Raw genomic sequence first — 19,988 nt, forward strand, 5'->3', positions numbered from 1 at the left:
ACGCTGCGGCACAGCGTCCGGCGGGGCCCCTCCTAGGGTCGGCAGGGCCTTCTCCCTGCGGCCCAGGCCGCCCCTGTGACGGAGCCGCCATGCCGCACGCCGACGACGTCCCCGAACCCCGCCCGGTTCCCGTGGTGCTGGAGCCCGCGGCCCGCCGGTTCGCCGCGTCCCACACCTGCCCCGCCGTTCCGCCCGGCACCGACCCCGAGCCCGCCCGGCGGGCCCTCGCCCCGCTCCTGGACCGCTGCGGACACGACGCCGACATCGACGAGGAGTGGCTCGTCCCGCCCGCCCCGGCCCGGCCCCCGCTCCGCGTACGGGTACTGCGCCCCGTGGACAGCGGCGGTGAGCCGCTGCCCGTCGTGCTGTTCCTGCACGGCCTCGGCTGGCTGCTGTCCGACGCCGACGCCCACTGGGGCCTGCTGCGCGACCTGGTGCTCGGCGCCGACGCCGCCGTCGTCGTACCCGACTACGACCGTCCCCCCGGGGCCCGCCACCCGGTGGCCGTGCGGCAGTGCCACGCCGTGCTGCGCTGGCTGGCCCGGGACGGGGCCCGGCACGGGCTCGACGGCACCCGGATCGCCGTCGTCGGGGTGTCGGCCGGGGCCAATCTCGCCGCCGCGCTCACCCTGCTCGCCCGCCGCCACGGCGACCGACAGCCGGTCCACCAGATCCTGGTCTGCCCGGTGACCGACGCCGCGCTCGCCACCCCCTCCGCCCACCGCTTCGCCGACGGCCCCTTCCTGTCCCGGGCGGCCATGCGCAGCTACTGGGACCAGTACGTCCCCGACCCCGCCCGGCGCGCCGACCCCACCGCCGCCCCGCTGCGCGCCGACCCCGCCGACCTCACGGGCCTGCCCCCGGCGCTGGTGCTGACCGCCGAGGCGGACATCCTGCGCGACGAGGGGGAGACGTACGCGGCCCTGCTGCGCGCCGCCGGGGTACCGGTGGTCTCCGTCCGCTACCACGGCACCGTGCACGGCTTCGTCCTCTTCGACGCCCTGCGCCGCACCCCCGCCGCCCGCGCCGCCCGCACCCAGATCATGGACACCCTCTACACCGCCCTGCACACCCCCGCCTGACCGCGCCCCGCCGCCCGCGTCAGTGATCCGTATGCGTACCGCCCCCGGCCGTCAGCGTCCCGTCAGGACACCCCCCGTTCCCGGGGATACCGGGCATAGCGTCATCGATGAGCCCCGACCGCCTCCCCGCGTTCGGGGCCCACGACGCCCCGCCCGACCCGAGCACGGCCTCCAGGAGGCACCCATGGCAGACATCCTGTGCGCGGACGACCCCGAGCCCTGTGAACGGTTCCCGGCCGGACCCCTGTACGTACCGGTCCGGCCGGGACCGTCCGGGTGCGCGGCCCGGCTCTTCCGCACCCCGCTGGGCGAGCGCACCGCCGTCGCCTTCACCTCCGAGCGGCGGCTGACCGCCACCCTGGGCGTCGGACAGCCGTGGATCCGGCTCGCCGAACCCGCGCTGCGCGCCCTCACCGCACCGCTGGGGGTCACGGCCCTCACCGTCGACCCCCAGCTCTCCGCCCCCGCCCCGCACCCGGCGCCCCGCCCGGCCGCCCCCGCGCCCCGCCCCGCAGGCGCCCGCACCGCCCTGCGGCTCACCGGCGCCGCCGCCCTCGTCTCCGCGCTCGCCCTCTGGATCGACTGACGCGCCCGAGGACCCCGCCCCCGCTCCCTCCCTCCCCCCGCCCGGCACCACAGAGGAGGCCCGCCGCGCCATGACCACCCTCCACGACACCACCGCCCCCGCCACCGCCCCGGCCCCGGACACCGCCACCGCCCCCGGCCCGGCCGCCCGTTCCGTCTGGCCCGCCGCCACCACCGAGCCCCGGCCCGGCGAGGTCACCGTCGGCGGGGTCGGACTGACCGAGATCGCCGACCGCTTCGGCACCCCCGTCTACGTCCTGGACGAGGCCGAGGTCCGCGACCGCTGCCGCACCTACACCCACGCCTTCCCGGACACCGAAATTCTCTACGCCGCCAAGGCGTTCCTGTGCCGGGCCATGGTCCACTGGGTCGCGGACGAGGGCCTCGGCCTCGATGTCTGCTCCGCCGGGGAACTGGAGCTGGCCGTCACCACCGGTTTCCCCGCCGACCGGATCGTGCTGCACGGCAACGCCAAGACACCCCGCGACCTGGAGAGCGCCCTGCGCCTCGGCGTCGGCCGGATCGTCATCGACAGCCCCTCCGAGATCGCCCGGCTCGCCGCGGCCGTCGGGCCCGACGGGCATCAGAGGGTCATGGTCCGGGTGGTGCCCGGGATCTCGGCGGGCGGCCACGAGAAGATCCGCACCGGCACCGAGGACCAGAAGTTCGGCCTCTCGATCTCCGACGGCTACGCCCAGCACGCCATCGCCCGCATCCTGGACCAGCCCCAACTGGAACTGACCGGGCTGCACTGCCATCTCGGCTCCCAGATCACCGGCGTCAAGCCCTATCTGGCCGCCGTGCGCAGGCTCGTCGGGCTGATGGCCGCCCTCCACCGCCAGCACGGGGTCACCCTGCCCGAACTCGACCTCGGCGGCGGCCACGGCATCGCCTACCGCCCCGGCGAGCCCGCCCTCGACCTCACCGCCCTCGCCCGCCGGGTGCGCGCCGAACTCACCGGGGCGTGCACGGCCGCCGGTCTGCCCGTACCCCGCCTGATCATCGAACCCGGCCGGGCCATCGCGGGCCCCGCCGGCATCGCGCTCTACCACGTCGTCGCCGTCAAGCACACCGGCTCGCACACCTACGTCGCCGTCGACGGCGGCATGAGCGACAACCCGCGTCCGGCGCTGTACGGGGTGCGGTACGCGCCCCGGCTGATCGGCCGGGCGGGGGGTGCGGCGGTGCCGGTCACGGTGGTGGGCCGGCACTGCGAGGCGGGCGATGTCCTCGCCGCGGACATCGAACTCCCCGGGGACATCCGCCCCGGCGATCTCCTCGCCGTGCCGGTCGCGGGGGCGTATCACCTGTCGATGGCGTCCGGGTACAACATGGTCGGCCGTCCACCGGTGGTCGCGGTGAGGGACGGGCGGGCGCGGGTGCTGGTGCGGAGGGAGTCGGTGGGGGATATGTGGGTGCGGGATGTGGGGTTGTGAAGGGGGTGGGGGTGGTGGGGGTTGGTTGCGCAGTTCCCCGCGCCCCTGGGGGGTGTTGGGGTTGGGGGTGTGGGTTGCGTCTGGTGGCCCGCCCGGGGGGCTCCCGGGCGGGTGCGGGTTGGTGGGGGCTGGGGACGCAGTTCCCCGCGCCCCCTGGGGGATGGATCAGTTGTTGGCTGTTTCCCTCCGACCCGCGCTCTCTTGCTGCGCGCCGGTCAGGCGAGTTCCTCGCGGAGGGTGCGGGCTGCTGTTACCAGGTTCTCCAGGGCCGCCTGGGTTTCCGGCCAGCCTCGGGTTTTCAGGCCGCAGTCGGGGTTGACCCAGAGGCGGGTGGCCGGGATGGCCTTGAGCCCGGTGCGCAGGAGGGCCGCCGCCTCTTCGGGGCCGGGGACGCGGGGGGAGTGGATGTCGTAGACGCCGGGGCCCGCCTCGCGGGGGTAGCCGTGGGCGGCGAGTTCGCGGGCCACCTGCATGTGGGAGCGGGCCGCTTCGAGGGAGATGACGTCGGCGTCGAGGTCGTCGATGGCCTGGACGATGTCGCCGAACTCGGCGTAGCACATGTGGGTGTGGATCTGGGTGTCCGGGCGGACCACGGCCGTAGTCAGGCGGAACGCCTCCGTCGCCCAGGCGAGGTAGGCGGGGTGGTCGGCGGCGCGCAGGGGCAGGGTCTCGCGCAGGGCGGGCTCGTCGACCTGGATGACCGCCGTGCCCGCCGCCTCCAGATCGCTCACCTCGTCGCGCAGGGCGAGGGCGACCTGGCGGGCGGTGTCGCCGAGGGGCTGGTCGTCGCGGACGAAGGACCAGGCGAGCATGGTGACCGGGCCGGTGAGCATGCCCTTGACGGGGCGGTCGGTGAGTGACTGGGCGTAGGTCGTCCAGCGGACGGTCATGGGTGCGGGGCGGGAGATGTCCCCGGCGAGGACCGGCGGGCGGACGTACCGGGTGCCGTAGGACTGGACCCAGCCGTGGCGGGTGGCGAGGTAGCCGGTGAGCTGTTCGGCGAAGTACTGGACCATGTCGTTGCGTTCGGGCTCGCCGTGCACCAGGACGTCCAGGCCCGCCTTCTCCTGGAAGGAGATGACGTCCCGGATCTCGGTCCTGATGCGCTCCTCGTACCCGGCGGTGTCGATGCGGCCGGTGCGCAGGTCGGCGCGGGCGGTGCGCAGGGCGGTGGTCTGGGGGAAGGAGCCGATGGTGGTGGTCGGCAGGAGGGGCAGCCCGAGGCGGGTGCGCTGGGCGGTGGTCCGGTCGGCGTAGGGGAGGGAGCGGTGGGTGTCGGCGTCGGTGACGGCGGCGGCCCGGTCGCGTACGGCCGGGTCGTGGGTGATCGGCGAGGTCGCGCGTGAGGCGAGGTCGGCGCGGTTGGCGGCGAGTTCCGCCGTGATGGCGTCCGTGCCCTGGGTGAGGCCCTTGGCGAGGGTGACGATCTCGGCGGTCTTCTGCTGTGCGAAGGCCAGCCAGCGCCTGATCTGGGGTGCGATGTCCCGTTCGGCCGAGGCGTCGAGGGGGACGTGCAGGAGGGAGCAGGAGGCGGCGATGTCGACCCGGTCGGCGAGGCCGAGGAGGGTGCCCAGGGTGGACAGTGACTTCTGGAGGTCGTTGATCCAGATGTTGCGGCCGTTGACGACTCCGGCGACCAGGCGCTTGCCGGGCAGTCCGCCGGCGGCGGCGAGCGCGTCGAGGTTGGCCGCGGCGGCGTCGGTGAAGTCCAGGGCCAGTCCGTCGACGGGGGCCTTCGCCAGGACGGGCAGGGCGTCGCCGAGGCGGTCGAAGTAGGAGGCGACCAGCAGCTTCGGGCGGTCGGTGCGGGTGCCGAGGTCCCGGTAGGCGCGTTCGGCGGCGTTGAGTTCGGCCGGGGTGCGGTCCGCGGCGAGGGCGGGTTCGTCGAGCTGGACCCAGTCGGCGCCGGCCGCGCGGAGGTCGGCGAGGATCTCGGCGTACACGGGCAGGAGCCGGTCCAGGAGGGTCAGGGGGTCGAAGTCGGCGGGTACGCCGGGCGCGGGCTTGGCGAGGAGGAGGTAGGTGACCGGGCCGACCAGTACCGGGCGGGGGGTGAGGCCCAGGGCGAGGGCTTCCGTCAGCTCGGTGACCTGCTTGGCGGGGTCGGCGGTGAAGGCGGTGTCCGGGCCCAGTTCGGGGACGAGGTAGTGGTAGTTGGTGTCGAACCACTTGGTCATCTCCAGCGGCGCGACATCCTGGGTGCCGCGGGCCATGGCGAAGTAGCCGTCCAGGGGGTCGGCCGCGACGGCGGTCCGGTGGCGGGCGGGGATCGCGCCGAGCAGGACGGTGGTGTCGAGGACGTGGTCGTAGTAGGAGAAGTCGCCGGTGGGGACCTCGTCGATCCCGGCGTCGGCGAGTTGCCGCCAGTTGCTGCGGCGGAGTCCGGCGGCGGTGTCCCGGAGGGCGTCGGCGGTGACGCGGCCCTTCCAGTAGCCTTCGACGGCGTTCTTCAGTTCCCGGTGGGGGCCCTGGCGGGGGTAGCCGTACACGGTGGCCCGTGCTGCCGCGGCTGCGGACTTGGCTGTCACGGAGATCTCCTTCGCGAGATGAATCCCTGAGATCCCGGCGACGGGACGAGGGCGCGAAGGGAGACGGAACCGGGCGGCCCGGCCCGCGCGACTGCGGTGCGCGGTGGTCCGCCTGACTCTGTTCGCCGACCCGCCCGCGAGGGTCACCGGGATATCCGCGCACGAGTGGTTCGCGCACGGGCCGCTGGCAGGTCTTCGGACTCGCGGGCGCGTCCTGACGAGGTCAGGACCCCTACTGGCCGTCGCTTCCCAGGCCCGTTCTCCCGGACCCAGTGCGTATGACGGCGGTCGTTCCCACTCACCGCTGCGGGGCAGTCCCGGATTCCCACCGGGTTCCCTCTTGCGACGCTCCCGCCTGGCGGACGGGGCGAACCAGCAACGCCGGTCACCTTAGCCGCTCGCGCCCCGCCCGTACATGACGTCCCACCCGTGCCGTGCCCGGGGGAGCGGGCACGGCACGGGAGCGGGAACGCCGCGCCTAGACCGTGTCCACCGGGGCGGCGGGCGGGTCGTAGCGCAGCGGGGTGAGTTGCTGGACGTCGTAGCGCAGCCGCAGGGCGGCGATGGCGGAGTGATCGATCTCTCCTCCGGCGGCGAGGATGTCGAGGAGTTCCTCGAAGTACCGCTCGTGCGCCGGGGGCGGGGCGGCCTGGAACAGCACCCGGGCCGGTTCGGGGCCGGAGTTGGCGAAGGCGTGCGGGCAGCCGGGCGGGACGAACAGCAGGGTGCCGGGGCCCGCCCGCACGGCCCGCTCCCCGGCGGCGGACTCCCACTCCCGCCAGTGGTCCGGGGTCCGGACCAGCGGCTCGAAGGCGAGCACCTCCAGCTCGCCCTCGATGACGTAGAACAACTCCTCGCTGTGGGTGTGGGTGTGGGCGCCCACGTCGAAGCCGGGCGGGACGACGACCTCGAAGGTGGAGGCGGCCCGGGAGTGCTCGCCGGTCACCTTGAAGGTGACCCGCTGGGCGGCGACCGCCACGGTCCGCCCCCGGCCGGGCGGCAGGATCAGCGGCCCGGCGGACCCGCCACCACCCGTCACCGCGCGCCGAACCCGAACCCGAACCCGAACCTGGACTTGGGCCGCCTTGACCTTGGCCCGGACCCGGACCCGGTCCCAGCTCCGGTCCCGATCCCGGTCCCGGTCCCGATCCCGGTCCCGATCCCTGTCCCAGCCGCGGCCCCGGGCCGGACGGCCACGGCTGTCCTCATACCGGACCCTCCGTGGACACCGCCGCCGGGCCGGGCGTGGGTGCCGGGGTCTGCGCGGGCACCCGGACCGGGCCGGTGCCGTCGTCACCCGCCGGGCGCGGGGTCTCGGTGGCCGGATCGGCGCGCACCCCCGCACCGGCGCCCTGCTCGGCAGCCGGTTCGGGGCTGTCGGTGGTCCAGCGGCCGAGGGTGATCTCGGCGGTGATACCGGGCCCGAACCCGGCGATCATCCCCAGCTCCCCCGGCGCGCAGCCGCCCTCCTCGAACAGCCGGCGCAGCGCGTCCAGCACCACCGCGCTCGCGATGTTCCCGTACTCGGCGAGCGTGGCCCGGCTGAAGCGGAACATCTCCGGCGGCACGGCGAGATAGTGGCTCAGATCGTCCAGGATGCGCGGCCCGCCCGCGTGGATCAGATAGAAGTTCTGCGCACTGGCGTCCCGCCGGTACTGGGCGGCCAGCGAGGTCAGCGCCGGGGCGAGCTGCTCCATGGTGCGGGGCACCCGCCGGTCGAGCATGAAGTGGAAGCCCGTGGGCCGCACCCGGTAGGCGATCCAGTCCTCGCTGTCCGGCACCAGATAGGAGCCGTTCGCCTCCAGTTCGATACCGGTGCCCCCCATCCCGCGCACCACGGCCGCCGCCACCGCGTCCCCGAACAGCCCGTTGGAGAGCATGTTGCCGACCGTCAGATCGGTCGGCTGGTAGCACAGCGAGCAGAACTCGCAGGCCACGATGAGGGCGTTGGAGCCCGGGTGGGCCATGCAGAAGTCGTGCGCCCGGTTGATGGCGGCGCCCCCCGCAGCGCAGCCGAGCTGGGCGATGGGGATCTGCCGGCAGTCGTTGCGAAAGCCCAGCGCGTTGATCATCCAGGCGGTCAGCGAGGGCATCATGAAGCCCGTGCAGGACACATAGATGATCACATCGATGTCCCGGGGCCCCAGCCCGGCGTGCTTGAGCGCCCGCTCCACCACATCGGGCACCCGTGCCTTGGCCTCCGCCTCGTAGGTGTCGTTGCGCGCCTCCAGCCCCGGATGCCTGAGGGTGCGGTCCAGCGGCTGGACGATATGGCGTTTGCGCACCCCCGTGTTCCCGATCAGCCGCAGCGCGAGCGGCAGTTGCTCATGCCCCGCGTACAGCGAGCGGGCCAGGCCCAGGGTCTGTTCATGGGTGATCGTGTATTCGGGCACGGCTACCGCGGGGCGGCACAGGACAGGCATGGTTTCCCCCTTCAGAGATGAACCGCGTCAGAGATCCGTCTCGGCAGACCGGTCCTTGCCCGGCATATCCCTGGAACATGCGACAAGCACACTAAACGCATCCGATAGCGTGAGATGGGTGTACAGGCGGCCGGGCAGGGCGTACGCGCCCGGCCCCGGGCCGGGGTGCGCGCCGGGGCACGCCACCCGCACCTGGGTGAACCGGGGGCCCACCGGGCCGGGCGCGTTCTGGTGGGATCCGGGAGGTCACGCCGTCGCGGCGGCCTTGTGGATCACCGAGCGCAGCCAGGTGCCGGGTCCCGGGGACCGAAGCTCCGTCAGGGCCCGGCGCAGGGCCAGGTCTTCGGGCCCCTCGCGCAGGGTGGCCTCCAGGGCGTCGGCGAAGTAGTGGGCGACCGGTGGGGCCTCGGCACCCCGGAAGGCGCACAGCCGCTCGCCGGGACGGATCCCCGAGAAGCCGGTCTCCTCCAGCCAGCCCCAGAGCTGGGTGCCCGCGTCGCTCCGCCCGTGGGCGCCCATGGCCGCCACCATCGCGGTGAGCGCGGCCCGGACGGCGGGGGTCGCCGGGGCCACCCGGATGGTGCCGTAATCCAGTTCGACGACGGTGATCCCGCCGCCCGGCACCAGGACCCGCCGGGCCTCCCGGAGCGCCCGCAGCGCCCCGTCCTCGGACAGGTGCTCCAGGGTCCACATCATCCAGACCTGGTCGAAGGAGGCGTCCGGGAACGGCAGCCGGCGCGCGTCGGCCGCACAGAGCGCGGCGGGTGTGCCCCGGGCGCCCAGATAGGAGCGGGCGAAGGCGATCTGCGCCGGGGCGATGTCCACCCCGTGCAGTTGGACGCCGGGGAAGGCGTCGCCCAGCACGCCCAGGACCGCGCCCGCGCCGCAGCCGACGTCGAGCAGCCGGGTGCCGGGCGGCAGATCCGTACCGTCCAGGATGAGCCGGTGCTTCCAGAACTCGCCCTGTTCGATGAGCCGTCGCTGCTCCCCGGGGGTGTAGCCGTGCACGTAGGAGGCGGAGCCGTGCGCCGGGGTCCGCGCGGGGTCCGGTGCGGGCGGCATGTCAGGCCCCCGGGGTGTCATAGACGCCGAACCGGAGATAGACGCCGAGGTCGGCGGGTGCTCCCGCCCCGGTGGTCCGGAAACTGCACAGTTCCTGGAGGCCACCCGCACCGGGCGGCAGCCCCGCCGTCAGTCGCCGCGCCATCCGGGCGTACGGGCCCGGGTCGACGCCCTCCAGTCGCATCAGCCGGGAGATACGGGCGGTGGCCTCGGTGTCGGTGAGGGTGTTGCCCGGCAGCCGCAGATAGAGATTGGCCTCGTCGGGGCCGGGGCCGGGGTCGGGGCCGGGACCGGGGCCGGGGGAGGTGGCGGGGTCGGTGGCGGGGCCGGGGGCGGGTGTCCGGAAGGCCAGGCAGGTCATCGGCTCGTTGTGCACGGTCCCGCTGTCCCGCCCGTAGATCACCGCCCGTGCGCGGGCGGCCCGCCGCGGGTCGTGGTGCCGGGCCAGGGCCGCCACGGTGTCCAACTCGTCCATCGACTGGGTGTGATGGCGGAAGTAGACCTTCACCCGGGCCGTGTCCGGGCCGGTCAGGTCCAGGGCGAAGAACTCCAGCTCGTGCCCGCGCCGGGCCAGTTCACCGGCCCGGCGGCCGACCGGCGCCCAGGCGGCGGCCAGTCCGAGCCGCCGCATGGCCTCGGCCACCACTTCCGGGGCGCGGTCGCGGCCCTGGACCTGCGGGTTGAAGTACACCTTGTACCGGGGCCGTTCACCGGGGCGCCGGGCCAGCGAGTGCCAGACGGTGGGGCGGCCGGGCTCGGGGGCGGGGGAGAGGAACAGCTCCTCGACGCTCAGACAGCGGGCGATGTCCGTGCCGGGCCGCCGGGCCAGCCGCCGGGTGAGCCGCCGCCCGGCCTCCTGGCAGCCGTACGGGGTCGGGTCCGGGCCCAGTGACTCGCACAGCACCCGGATCTCGGGGCGGGCGCCGCGCCAGCTCACGGAGAGTTCGGCGGGGAAGCCGTCGGCCGAGACGAAGGACGGCGGTACGCAGCGCGGGCCGATCGGCCGGTCCCCCCACGGCCGCAGCAGCTCCGCGAGGTCGCCCAGGGTGGTCCGGACGGCGTTCCGGATGTCCCGCTCCCGGTCCTCACCGGCGGGCGGGAGCCCTTTTCGCTCGCCTTCCCCGTCTTCTCCGTCCGCCGGTTCCAGTGCGCGGAAGATGGTTTCCCATTTCTCCGCGAGAAACTGAGTGAACGTTTTTTCTGAGGCGTGGAAAAGCGCCGGGGCGGGCGCTTGGTCGAGGAATTGCGCAAGGGTCACCGAAGCCACCTCTCCCGGCCCGGAAGAGGGCCGGTGCTGCGATCGATTCACGCCGGACCAGATGGTCCGGTTGCCGCGTTCCGGGAGTATGACCGGGGAGGACGGACCCCGGAAGGGGGTCGGCACCCCGGGATCAAGAGCGCGAATCAAGCCAGCCGGGAAGTTCGGGCACCCCGCCCTTCAAACCGTCGGAGCGGCCATGGGAATCGCCCGAAGAGGCAGAACGGAAACGGCCGTCCGATACCGCTCGACGCCGCCCCGGCGCCGCGGTATTCGCGCCCGGTGGGGGAGCGGGCGGACGAACGGGAAGCGCGTCGGTGCACGGTGAAAGGGAACGGAGGCGGAGCGTCCGGCTCTTGCCCGAAGGGGTCCGCTTTCGGTCCCAACCGGCCGGAACGCCCGCGACGGCCCTTGTGCCGCGGGGCCGCTGGGCAGAGTCCCCGTCAGTCGTTCCGGCTCGTCCGAACCGCCGGTCCTTCCGGCCCGGCCAACGACCCAGGGAGCCCCCCCCATGTCCGAGAGTTCCCCCGAGAGTTCCCCCCTCGTCCTGGACCCCCACGGCACCGACTGGTGGACCGAGTACCGCACCCTGCGCTCCGGCGCCGCCGCCACCCGCGTCGACCTGCTCGGCGTCACCGCGTGGTCCGTCGCCGAACCCGCCCTGCTCAAGCACCTGCTCACCAGCCCGGATGTCTCCAAGGACGGCCGCGCCCACTGGCCGCGCCACCCCGAGACCGTCGCCACCTGGCCCCTCGCCCTGTGGATCGCCGTCAGGAACATGTTCACCGCGTACGGCGGCGACCACCGCAGGCTGCGCCGGATGATCGCCCCCGCGTTCAGCGCCCGCCGGATGGCGGACCTCGCCCCGGTCGTCAGCCGGATCGTCTCCGATCTGATCGACGACCTCGCGGCCACCGCCGGTGACGGCCCCGTCGATCTGCGCGAACGGCTCGCCTACCCGCTGCCCATCGCCGTGATCAGCCATCTCCTCGGCGTCCCCGAGGAGGAGAGCCGGCAGTTCCGGCAGGTCGTCGACGGCGTCTTCGACAGCACCCTCACCCGGGAGGAGGCCGCCGCCAACAACGAACGCCTCTTCGCCCTCGCCGACCGGATCGTCACCGCCAAACGCGCCCGGCCCGGCGCCGACATGACCTCCCTGCTCATCTCCACCCGCGACGAGGAGACCGACAGCGGCTTCACCGACCTCGAACTGCGCGACACCCTGATCCTGATGATCAGCGCCGGATATGAGACCACGGTCAACGTCATCGACGAGGCCGTCACCGCGCTGCTCACCCATCCCGGCGCCCTCGGCCGGATCCGCGCGGGCGAGGCCGACTGGCCGGACGTGGTCGAGGAGACCCTGCGGCTCACCCCGCCCATCCGGATGGTGCCCCTGCGGTTCGCCGTCCGGGACATCGCGCTCCCCGACGGGCCGACCATACGCAAGGGCGAGGCGATCCTCCCGGCCCTCGGCGCCGCCAACCGCCACCCCGGCTGGCACGGCCCCGACGCCGACATCTTCGACGTCACCCGCCCCGACAAGGAGCACCTGGCCTTCGGCCACGGGGTGCACTTCTGCCTGGGCGCTCCGCTGGCCCGGCTGGAGGTCGCCGAACTCCTCCGCCAGCTCTTCGGCCGCTACCCCGCCCTGCGCCTCGCCGTCCCCGCCGGGCGGCTGACCCCCCTGGACTCCATGCTCAGCAACGGCCACCAGAAACTGCCGGTGCACCTTGGGCGGGCTGGGGGGTAGGGGGGAGGGGGGATCACCGGGAGCAGCCGGGGGCATTGCTCATCGGGAGGGCCGCTCTCCCGTCCCCGACGTCCCCGGCTGGTCGAGCTGCGAGGCCAGTACCGCCGCCTGCACCCGGCGCTGGACGCCCAGCTTGGCCAGCAGACGGGAGATGTGGTTCTTGACGGTCTTCTCGGAGAGATACAGCTTCTTGCCGATCTCCCGGTTGGTGAGCCCGTCCCCGATCAGGGCGAGGATGTCCCGCTCGCGCGGGGAGAGCCCGGCCAGCTCCGGCGCCACGGCCGGACTCTCCGCCGGGTCCGCGCGCAGCGAGCGCATCAGCCGCGCGGTGGTCGCCGGGTCCAGCATGGACTGCCCGGACGCCACCGTACGGACCGCCGAGATCAGGTCCGAGCCCTTGATCTGCTTGAGGACATAGCCGGAGGCCCCGGCCATGATCGCGTCCAGCAGGGCGTCCTCGTCGTCGAACGAGGTCAGCATCAGACAGGCCAGCTCCGGCATCTGGCTGCGCAGCTCGCGGCAGACGGTGATGCCGTCGCCGTCCGGCAGCCGGACGTCCAGCACCGCCACATGGGGCCGCAGCGCCGGGCCCCGGGCCAGGGCGTGGGCCACGCTGTCGGCGTCGCCGACCACCGAGATGTCCGGTTCGGCGTCCAGCAGATCGGTCAGACCCCGTCGTACGACCTCGTGGTCGTCCAGCAGGAACACCCGGATCGGGTGCTGCTCGGTGAAGGTAGGTGTGTCGGGCATGACGACCCCTCGTGTGGCGTTCCCCGGTCGCCGGCGGGCTGCGGGCACCCCGTGACCCGGCCGCGCCGCGGCCCGGCACATGGCTGCACTGCCGATGATCGCGCGCGGGGGCCGGACGCACCAGGGCCGACCGGCCCCATTCGGGCGGTCCGGTGGGTATCGGAGGCCGCCCGGGGGACATCGGGGGCGGGGCGGGGGCGGCGGTGAGGGCCGCTGCGGGGCCTGCGGGGTGGCGGCGGGGGAGGGATCGTCGGACGGGCGTCGAGGGGGCGCCGGACGGGCGTCGAGGAGGCGGAGGACGGGCGTCGAGGGGGCGCCGGGTGGGGGTCGAGGGGGCGCCGGGTGGAGTCAGGGCCGGGGATCCACGTCCACGACGCCCTACCCCCGCCCGGATCGGGCGGGCCGCCACCGGGATCAGCGAGGTGTCCCGGAGCGAGGTGTTCCGGACCCGCCCGCCAGGGGTGACCGCGCTCGCGCACTTCGACCCGGACGGCCGAGTCCGGCAGGGGGACGGCATCGCCGGCCGCCCAGGGGATTCCGTACCTCCCGTCCCCTCCCGTACCTCCCGTCCCCTCCCGTCCCCTCCCGTCCTCTCCCCTCCCGTCCCTCGTTCAGGCCCGCTGCCCGGCGCCATAGGGCCCGTACAGGTCCAGGAGACGGGTGCGGGACGCGTGCAGCCGGTGCGCCAGGACATCGCCGACCCACCGGGCGACCGCCCGGCCGAGTACGGCGTCCTCGTCGCACATCGCGCGGACGGCGGTGGCGTCGAACTCGTACGCCCGCACCGGGGTGGTGGCCTCCGCGCCCAGATGCCAGACATGCGGGGTGAACAGCCAGGACCAGCCGACGAGTTCGTTGTGGCGCAGGGTCTCGATGACGGCGGCCCGGCGGCCGGGGACGTGCAGATCGAGTTCGACGGTGCCGGTGCGGATGAGCCAGAACCGGTCGGCGTGGCCGCCCTCCTCGAAGAGCCGGGTGCCCTGGGGGAAGGACACCTCCCGGGCGGCGGTCATCAGCCGCTGCCGGTGATCGGCCCGGAGCGCGCGGAGCATGCCGGTCGTGGCGGTGGCGGTCATCGTGGCCTCCCGACGCGGGGTGGGATGAGGGGCGGGGAGGGGCGGCCCGCCGTGGGGGCCGGTCCTCGTCCCGGTGGTCTCCAGGGTGCGCGCGGCGGGGCGGGGCGGGCAGGGGCCGTTCGGCACGCGGAGGGCGGGCCGTCCGGCTCCGGTACGAGGGCCCGTCCGGCATCCGGCGGCCCGGCGGCGGGCGGGACGACAGTGGGGCGTCGGGCGGCGACACCTCGCAGCCCTCCCGAAGGGACACCGTCATGGCCGTGCACCAGCACCAGCACCAGCAGTCGCACCCGCACCGCGCCCACTCCCGCCCCGGCTCGCAGCCCCCCGCGTCCGCCCTCTCCCCCGCCCTCTCCCCGGCGCAGGGGTACACCCTCGCCGCGCTGCGCCTGATCACCGGGTTCGTCTTCCTCTGGGCGTTCCTCGACAAGACCTTCGGCCTCGGCTACGCCACCCCCTCCGGCAAGGGCTGGCTCGACGGCGGCTCCCCGACCGCCGGGTTCCTCGGCGGGGTGAGCGCGGGCCCGCTGGAGTCGACCTTCCACGGCTGGGCCGGGGACGCCTGGGCGGACTGGCTGTTCATGCCGGGCCTGCTCGGTATCGGCGTCGCGCTGGTCGCCGGGGTGGCACTGCGGTGCGCGGCGCTGGCCGGCACCGTGATGATGGCGCTGATGTGGCTCGCCGAATGGCCCCCGGCCCGGCAGCTCACCGACGGTTCGCCGAGCATGTCCAGCAACCCCTTCGCCGACTACCACCTCGTCTACGCCCTCGTCCTGATCGCCCTCGCCGTCCTCCCCTCCGGGACCGTCCTCGGTCTCGGCGCCCGCTGGGCCCGGCTGCCGGGGGTCCGCGCCCTGCCCTGGCTGCGCTGACCCCGTCCGCTCAGGGGCCCCATGGGGCCGAGTGGCCCCCGGTGAGGACCCTCGGCCCCTCGCGGACCGTCCCCGGGGAGCCCACGCTGGAGAGAGCGAGACCCCGAAGGAGTGGAAGGGCGATGAACGTCATGGAACTGCCCGTGGTGGTCGGAGTGGACGGCTCCGAGTCCGCGCTGCGCGCGCTGGACCGGGCCGCCGAGGAGGCCGCCCTGCGTGACACGGAGTTGCGGGTGGTGTACGCCTCGCTCTGGGAGCGCTACGAGGGCGCCGCCCTCGCCGACGACCTCGGCGGCACCCCTGCCGAGCCGGTACTGGCGCGCGACATCGTGGAGTCCGCGGCCCGCCGCGCCCGGCAGCGCCATCCCGGGCTGCGGGTGACCGCGGACACCGTGCCCGAGGAGCCCGAGTACGCGCTCGTACGGGAGAGCCGCAACGCGTCGCTGCTGGTCACCGGCAGCCGGGGCCGCAGCGGACTGTCCGAGGCGCTGCTCGGCTCGGTCAGTCTGACCGTCGCCGGGCACGCGCACTGCCCGGTGCTGGTGGTGCGCGGCGAACCGGCCGTCCGGCCGCACGGCCGGATCGTGGTCGGCGTGGGCGCCGAGTCGGCCGAGGCCCTGCGCTTCGCCGCCGACGAGGCCCGCCGCCGCGGCGCGGTCCTGGAGGCGGTACGGGCCTGGAAGGCGCCCGCGCAGGGCAGCCCGAGCCCGGCGGCGCTGGCCGGGGAGTCCGCCCGGCACCGCGCGGAACGGGCGGCCCGGGAACTGGACGAGGCGGTGGAGTCCGCTCTCAAGGAGCTGGCCGACATCCCCGGTCTCCCGGACGCCGTGCCCGGCGCCGAGGTGCGTCGCCGTACGGTCGAGGGCCCGGCGCGGACCGTGCTGGTGGATGTGGCGGAGGGCGCCGACCTGGTGGTGGTCGGCGCCAAGCGGCGGCCCCGGAGCTTCGGGCTCCAGCTCGGCCGGGTGACCCATCGGGTGCTGCACCACGCGCCCTGCCCGGTCGTCGTGGTGCCCGAGCGGGGCTGAGCGGGCTCCCGGGCTCTGACTGCAACGGGCTCCGCGGCGGGCTCCGCAACGGGCTCCGCGACGGGCTCCGCGACGCGGGCTCCGCAACGGGCTCCCCGGGGGGCTCTAGAAGAGGCTCGCCGCGTGATCGGGGACGTAGGTCTGGAGATCGCGCGGCGGGCGCTCGTAGCCGGTGGACGGCGGGCGCTCGGGCAGTTCCAGGACCGGCGGCGGCACCTCGTGGTACGGCACCGAGTCCAGCAGATGCGCGATCGTGTTCAGCCGTGCCCGGCGCTTGTCGTCGGACTCGACCACGAACCAGGGCGCCTCGGCGATGTCGGTGTGCACCAGCATCTCGTCCTTGGCCCGGGAGTACGCCTCCCAGCGGGTGAGCGACTCCAGATCCATCGGGGAGAGCTTCCAGCGCCGCAGCGGGTCCTCCAGCCGCTTGCGGAACCGCTCCTGCTGCTCGGTGTCGCTCACCGAGAACCAGTACTTGCGCAGCAGGATGCCGTCCTCCACGAGCATCCGCTCGAAGATCGGGCACTGGCGCAGGAAGAGCTGGTACTCCTCCTTGGTGCAGAAGCCCATGACGTGCTCGACCCCGGCGCGGTTGTACCAGGACCGGTCGAACAGCACGATCTCCCCGGCGGCCGGCAGATGCTCCACGTACCGCTGGAAGTACCACTGGGTGCGCTGGCGCTCGGTCGGCTTGGGCAGCGCGGCGATCCGGGCGACCCGGGGGTTGAGATGCTCGGAGACCCGCTTGATGGTGCCGCCCTTGCCGGCCGCGTCCCGTCCCTCGAAGACCACGACCAGGCGGGCGCCGGTCGCCCGCACCCACTCCTGGAGTTTGACCAGCTCGGTCTGGAGCCGCAGCAGCTCCGCCTCGTACGCCGCCCGGGGCACCTTCTTGGGCTTCTTGCCCCGCTGACGGTCCTGCTGCCCGTCCCGCTGACCGTCCTGCCGCCGGTCCCGCTGCTGCCGCTGTTTGTCGCCGCCCACCGCGCGCCTCCGCTCCCCTGATCGACACCAGGGGGTCACGCTACGTTCTCCCGCCGTTGTGCGCACCCCCGGCTCAGGCGGCCGGGCGGGCGGGCTCCCCGGCCAGCTCCCGGGGCAGCTCGGGGTGGATCTCGAAGACCCCGCCGAGCTGGGCGGCGCGCAGCACCCGCAGGAACCGGGCGCCCCCGGCGATCAGCCGCAGCCGGCCCTGCCGGGCCTCGACCCGCTTCCGGGTGCGGCACAGCACCCCCAGCCCGGCGCAGTCGATGAACGACACCGGGCGCAGATCGAGCACCAGATCCGGGTGCGGGGCCGAGACGAGCGCGTCCAGGCGGGCCGCGAGGGGCGGCGCGGTCACGAGGTCGATCTCGCCGTACAGGGCGACGACGGTCGTCCCGCCCACGGTACGGACCGGGGGCGGCGGGGGTGGGGGCCTCCTGAGGTTCTCGGGCATGTACCAAGGGAAGCGGGGCGGTGTGGGGTGAGGGTAGGGCCGGTCGGGTCCGTTTTGTGGTGCCGGGTGGGTCCGGGGGTGGGGGTATGAGGGGTGTGAGGGGTGTGAGGGGCGTAGGGGGTATGGGGCGGGGTGCGGGTGGTCGGTGGCTGGTCGCGCAGTTCCTCCCCCAGGGGGGCACCCCCAGCGCCCCTGAAGGGCGTGGCCGTTGCGTCCCTCAAGGGGCGCGGGGAACTGCGCGAGAACCACCCACGGACCACCCGCACCCGGCGTCCCGGGCGAGGTGAGGGCATCTCGTTCACTATGGACGTACATCCGGATACCGGGGCAAAAGGAGCGTGAGCGTGATGGCGGGACCCGAGAGGGACGAACGGCCCCTGGGCGATCTGGGCCGCCGCCTCGCCACCCGGCGCGCCCAGCTCGGCCTGAGCCGGGACGACGTGGCCGACCGCGCCGGCATGGCCGCCAGCTACGTCCGCTATCTGGAGGAGCACCCCGGCGCCGCCCCCGACCGGGGCACCCTGCTCGGGCTCGCCGGAGCCCTGGAGACCACCGTCCCCGATCTGACCGGCGGCACCGCCGATCTCCCGCCCGGTCTCGAAGAGGCGTCCCGGACGGCGGAGTTCGGCGAACTCGGCGAGAGCGAGAGCCGCACCCTGCTGGGCAGTCACGGCGTCGGCCGGATCGCCCTGCCCACCGACACCGGACCGGTGGTCGTCCCGGTCAACTACAGCGTCGTCGACGGTGCCGTCGTCTACCGCACCGCCCCCGGCACCACCCCCGCGCTCGCCGCCGGGCACCGGGTCGCCTTCGAGGTCGACCGGATCGACGACGCCTTCAGCCGGGGCTGGTCCGTGCTGGTGCGCGGCGACGCCCGCGAGGTCACCGACCCCGACGAGATCACCCGCCTCGACGCCGACGCCCACACCGCGCCCTGGGCGGGCGGTGACCGGGAGCTGTGGATCAGCGTGGATCCGGCGGTGATCACGGGACGCCGGATCAGCGTCTGAGACTTCCCTTTCTCCTGCCTCCGGATCAGCGTCCGAGGCTTCCCTTTCTCCTTCTCTCCTGCCTCCGCGTCGGCGTCTGAGGCTTCCCTTTCTCCTCTTCTCCTCCCTCCGCATCGGCGTCCGGGATTCCCTCCCCTTCCCTGCTGGCTGTGGGCCGAAGGTCCCGGGGCAAAAGGGCCGGTCGGCCGGGGCGGCGGGTGCTCACCGGCGTCTGCCGGGGGAGCGGCGGGCGGCGCGAGCATCGGGCCGGGAGGGGCCCGGGGCACCGGGCGGTCGCCGGGGTGAGGGAAGGGGCAGGGCATGCCGTACCGGGTCGTGGTCGGGGTGGACGGATCGCTCGCCTCGGTGCGCGCCCTGGACCGGGCCGCCGAGGAGGCCGTCCGGTTCGGGTGCGCGGTGCGGGTGGTGTACGCCGTGCCGGACCGGGACGAGGCCGGGCCGGTGCTCGCGCACGCGGTGTCCCGGCTGCGGGCCCGCTGCCCCGGGGTGCCGGTGGAGGTCGGCGCCGCCGAGGGGGACCCGGTGGGGGTGCTGGCCCGGGAGAGCGAGGCCGCTGTCCTCACGGTGATCGGGTCGCGGGGGCTGGGGGCGCTCGCCGGGTTCGTGCGGGGCGCGGTCGCCCCCCGGCTCGTCGCCCGTGCGGGCGGCCCGCTGATGGTGGTGCGCGGGGCGCTGCGCCGGGACCGGCGCCGGGACGTGCTCCTCGCCCTGGAGCGGGACACCGACGCCGACGCCGCCGTCTACGCCCTGGGGGAGGCCGAGCGCCGCACCGCCCGGCTGCGGGTGCTGCACCCGGGCGTCCGCCCCCGTCCCATCGGCGCGGCGGCTCTCCGCCCCCACCCGCTCATGGACGCGACCCGCACCACCGCCGTCGTCGTGGCGGCCACCCGCGCCGGACGCCCCGGCCCCGTCGCCCACGCCCTGCTGCACCACGCGCACTGCCCGGTGGTCTTCGTCCCGGGGGGTGGATGAGCCCCCGCGTGTCCCTCAGCCGGGGTCGCCCACCAGGCGGACCCCGGTCACCAGGTCCGGGTGGATCCGGACCGTCTGGGTCATCTCCCGGTCCACCCAGGGGTGGATCAGCCGGTGGTAGCGGGCGAGGTCGGCGGGGTCCGTGACCAGCCGGGCGTACCCGGTGACGACCACGCTCCAGCCGAGGTGGGTGACCGGGTCCAGGGTGTCCGCCTCGTAGGCGACGACCACCCCGGGGGCACCGGCGCCCCGGGTGTGCGAGGTGAGGGCGGCGCCGTCATGGGTGCGGAGCACGATGTCACCGTCGTCCAGGACATGGTTGACCGGGCGGATCGTCGGCAGGGCGTGCCGGGTGAACACGATCCGGCCCAGTGACACACCCCCCAGCAGCCGCAGTGCCTCCTCGGCCGGGATCTCCACCCGGCGGCGGGGTCCGGCAGCCGCCGGGACCGGGTCCACGTATCGGACCATGACGTGCTCCTAGGCTCGACTGCTCGACTGCTCGACTGCTCGACTGCTCGACTGCTCGACTGCTCGACTGCTCGACCGCTGGACCGCTGGACCGCTCGGCGGGTCGCGCCGGTCGTGCCGGTCGGTCCACGGCCACGGTCACGGTCACGGCGCAGCACCAGGGTCGGACGCGGCGGGCCGCGCCGGGAGGTGCTGACCTTCCCCGGCACCAGGGCCGACCGGCCCAAGGGGCGGTGCCCGGTACCGG

The 19,988-nt window shown here is 74.6% G+C and carries 18 protein-coding genes and 1 riboswitch; of the genes, 8 read left to right on the forward strand and 10 right to left on the reverse strand.

Features of this window, described 5'->3' with window-relative positions; all coding sequences use genetic code 11:
- Positions 1-89 precede the first annotated feature (89 nt).
- The 3 genes from AB0O01_RS17210 to lysA all read left to right on the forward strand — a co-directional run bounded on the left by AB0O01_RS17210 (position 90) and on the right by lysA (position 3,103).
- A complete protein-coding gene (locus AB0O01_RS17210) occupies positions 90-1,082 on the forward strand; it encodes an alpha/beta hydrolase (RefSeq protein ID WP_365314202.1) in 993 nt (330 codons plus the stop codon).
- A 184-nt stretch (positions 1,083-1,266) separates the two neighbouring features.
- Positions 1,267-1,668, forward strand: a complete 402-nt coding sequence (locus AB0O01_RS17215; protein ID WP_365314205.1) for an SAV_915 family protein — start codon at positions 1,267-1,269, stop codon at positions 1,666-1,668.
- Between the two features lie 70 nt (positions 1,669-1,738).
- Positions 1,739-3,103, forward strand: a complete 1,365-nt coding sequence (lysA, locus tag AB0O01_RS17220) for a diaminopimelate decarboxylase (RefSeq protein ID WP_365314207.1) — start codon at positions 1,739-1,741, stop codon at positions 3,101-3,103.
- Between the two features lie 215 nt (positions 3,104-3,318).
- On the opposite strand, the gene metE is transcribed toward lysA, so the two are convergent.
- From metE to AB0O01_RS17245, 5 genes are all read right to left on the reverse strand, one after another.
- Positions 3,319-5,631: a 5-methyltetrahydropteroyltriglutamate--homocysteine S-methyltransferase gene (gene metE / locus AB0O01_RS17225; RefSeq protein ID WP_365314209.1), complete on the reverse strand. Its 2,313-nt coding sequence runs from the start codon at positions 5,629-5,631 to the stop codon at positions 3,319-3,321.
- A gap of 168 nt (positions 5,632-5,799) precedes the next feature.
- A riboswitch (cobalamin riboswitch) is annotated at positions 5,800-6,023 on the reverse strand.
- Positions 6,024-6,109: 86 nt separating this feature from the next.
- Positions 6,110-6,670: a cupin domain-containing protein gene (locus tag AB0O01_RS17230; protein WP_365314211.1), complete on the reverse strand. Its 561-nt coding sequence runs from the start codon at positions 6,668-6,670 to the stop codon at positions 6,110-6,112.
- A gap of 166 nt (positions 6,671-6,836) precedes the next feature.
- Positions 6,837-8,054 (reverse strand): type III polyketide synthase, encoded by a 1,218-nt coding sequence (locus tag AB0O01_RS17235; RefSeq protein WP_365314213.1) that lies wholly within the window; start codon positions 8,052-8,054, stop codon positions 6,837-6,839.
- A 246-nt stretch (positions 8,055-8,300) separates the two neighbouring features.
- Positions 8,301-9,116: a methyltransferase domain-containing protein gene (locus AB0O01_RS17240; RefSeq protein WP_365314215.1), complete on the reverse strand. Its 816-nt coding sequence runs from the start codon at positions 9,114-9,116 to the stop codon at positions 8,301-8,303.
- Between the two features lies 1 nt (position 9,117).
- The gene (locus AB0O01_RS17245; RefSeq protein WP_365314217.1) at positions 9,118-10,374 is read right to left on the reverse strand and encodes a tryptophan dimethylallyltransferase family protein; all 1,257 of its coding nucleotides are present in this window, start codon (positions 10,372-10,374) and stop codon (positions 9,118-9,120) included.
- A gap of 511 nt (positions 10,375-10,885) precedes the next feature.
- On the opposite strand from AB0O01_RS17245, the gene AB0O01_RS17250 reads away from it, so the two are divergent.
- Positions 10,886-12,127, forward strand: a complete 1,242-nt coding sequence (locus tag AB0O01_RS17250) for a cytochrome P450 (protein WP_365314219.1) — start codon at positions 10,886-10,888, stop codon at positions 12,125-12,127.
- Between the two features lie 39 nt (positions 12,128-12,166).
- Here the strand turns inward: AB0O01_RS17250 and AB0O01_RS17255 are convergent, their stop codons facing one another.
- Together AB0O01_RS17255 and AB0O01_RS17260 are read right to left on the reverse strand one after the other, a co-directional pair.
- The gene (locus AB0O01_RS17255; protein WP_365314221.1) at positions 12,167-12,877 is read right to left on the reverse strand and encodes a response regulator transcription factor; all 711 of its coding nucleotides are present in this window, start codon (positions 12,875-12,877) and stop codon (positions 12,167-12,169) included.
- A gap of 611 nt (positions 12,878-13,488) precedes the next feature.
- On the reverse strand, positions 13,489-13,953 hold the full coding sequence (locus AB0O01_RS17260) for a cyclic nucleotide-binding domain-containing protein (RefSeq protein WP_365314223.1): 465 nt from the start codon (positions 13,951-13,953) through the stop codon (positions 13,489-13,491).
- A gap of 251 nt (positions 13,954-14,204) precedes the next feature.
- On the opposite strand from AB0O01_RS17260, the gene AB0O01_RS17265 reads away from it, so the two are divergent.
- Together AB0O01_RS17265 and AB0O01_RS17270 are read left to right on the forward strand one after the other, a co-directional pair.
- On the forward strand, positions 14,205-14,822 hold the full coding sequence (locus AB0O01_RS17265; RefSeq protein ID WP_365314225.1) for a hypothetical protein: 618 nt from the start codon (positions 14,205-14,207) through the stop codon (positions 14,820-14,822).
- Positions 14,823-14,944: 122 nt separating this feature from the next.
- Entirely contained in the window at positions 14,945-15,850 is a 906-nt protein-coding gene (locus AB0O01_RS17270) for a universal stress protein (RefSeq protein ID WP_365314227.1), read from the forward strand.
- Between the two features lie 105 nt (positions 15,851-15,955).
- On the opposite strand, the gene ppk2 is transcribed toward AB0O01_RS17270, so the two are convergent.
- The gene (gene ppk2 / locus AB0O01_RS17275) at positions 15,956-16,738 is read right to left on the reverse strand and encodes a polyphosphate kinase 2 (RefSeq protein WP_365314416.1); all 783 of its coding nucleotides are present in this window, start codon (positions 16,736-16,738) and stop codon (positions 15,956-15,958) included.
- 169 nt (positions 16,739-16,907) lie between these two features.
- The gene (locus tag AB0O01_RS17280) at positions 16,908-17,288 is read right to left on the reverse strand and encodes an STAS domain-containing protein (RefSeq protein ID WP_365314229.1); all 381 of its coding nucleotides are present in this window, start codon (positions 17,286-17,288) and stop codon (positions 16,908-16,910) included.
- A 347-nt stretch (positions 17,289-17,635) separates the two neighbouring features.
- Here AB0O01_RS17280 and AB0O01_RS17285 point away from each other — a divergent pair, with 347 nt between their 5' ends.
- Positions 17,636-18,298, forward strand: coding sequence for a pyridoxamine 5'-phosphate oxidase family protein (locus tag AB0O01_RS17285; protein ID WP_365314231.1), 663 nt, complete (start codon positions 17,636-17,638; stop codon positions 18,296-18,298).
- 300 nt (positions 18,299-18,598) lie between these two features.
- Positions 18,599-19,270, forward strand: a complete 672-nt coding sequence (locus tag AB0O01_RS17290; protein WP_365314233.1) for a universal stress protein — start codon at positions 18,599-18,601, stop codon at positions 19,268-19,270.
- Positions 19,271-19,285: 15 nt separating this feature from the next.
- On the opposite strand, the gene AB0O01_RS17295 is transcribed toward AB0O01_RS17290, so the two are convergent.
- Entirely contained in the window at positions 19,286-19,741 is a 456-nt protein-coding gene (locus AB0O01_RS17295) for a pyridoxamine 5'-phosphate oxidase family protein (protein ID WP_365314235.1), read from the reverse strand.
- Between the last annotated feature and the right edge of the window lie 247 nt (positions 19,742-19,988).

The organism is Streptomyces sp. NPDC093252, assembly GCF_040683675.1.
GTDB lineage: Bacteria > Actinomycetota > Actinomycetes > Streptomycetales > Streptomycetaceae > Streptomyces.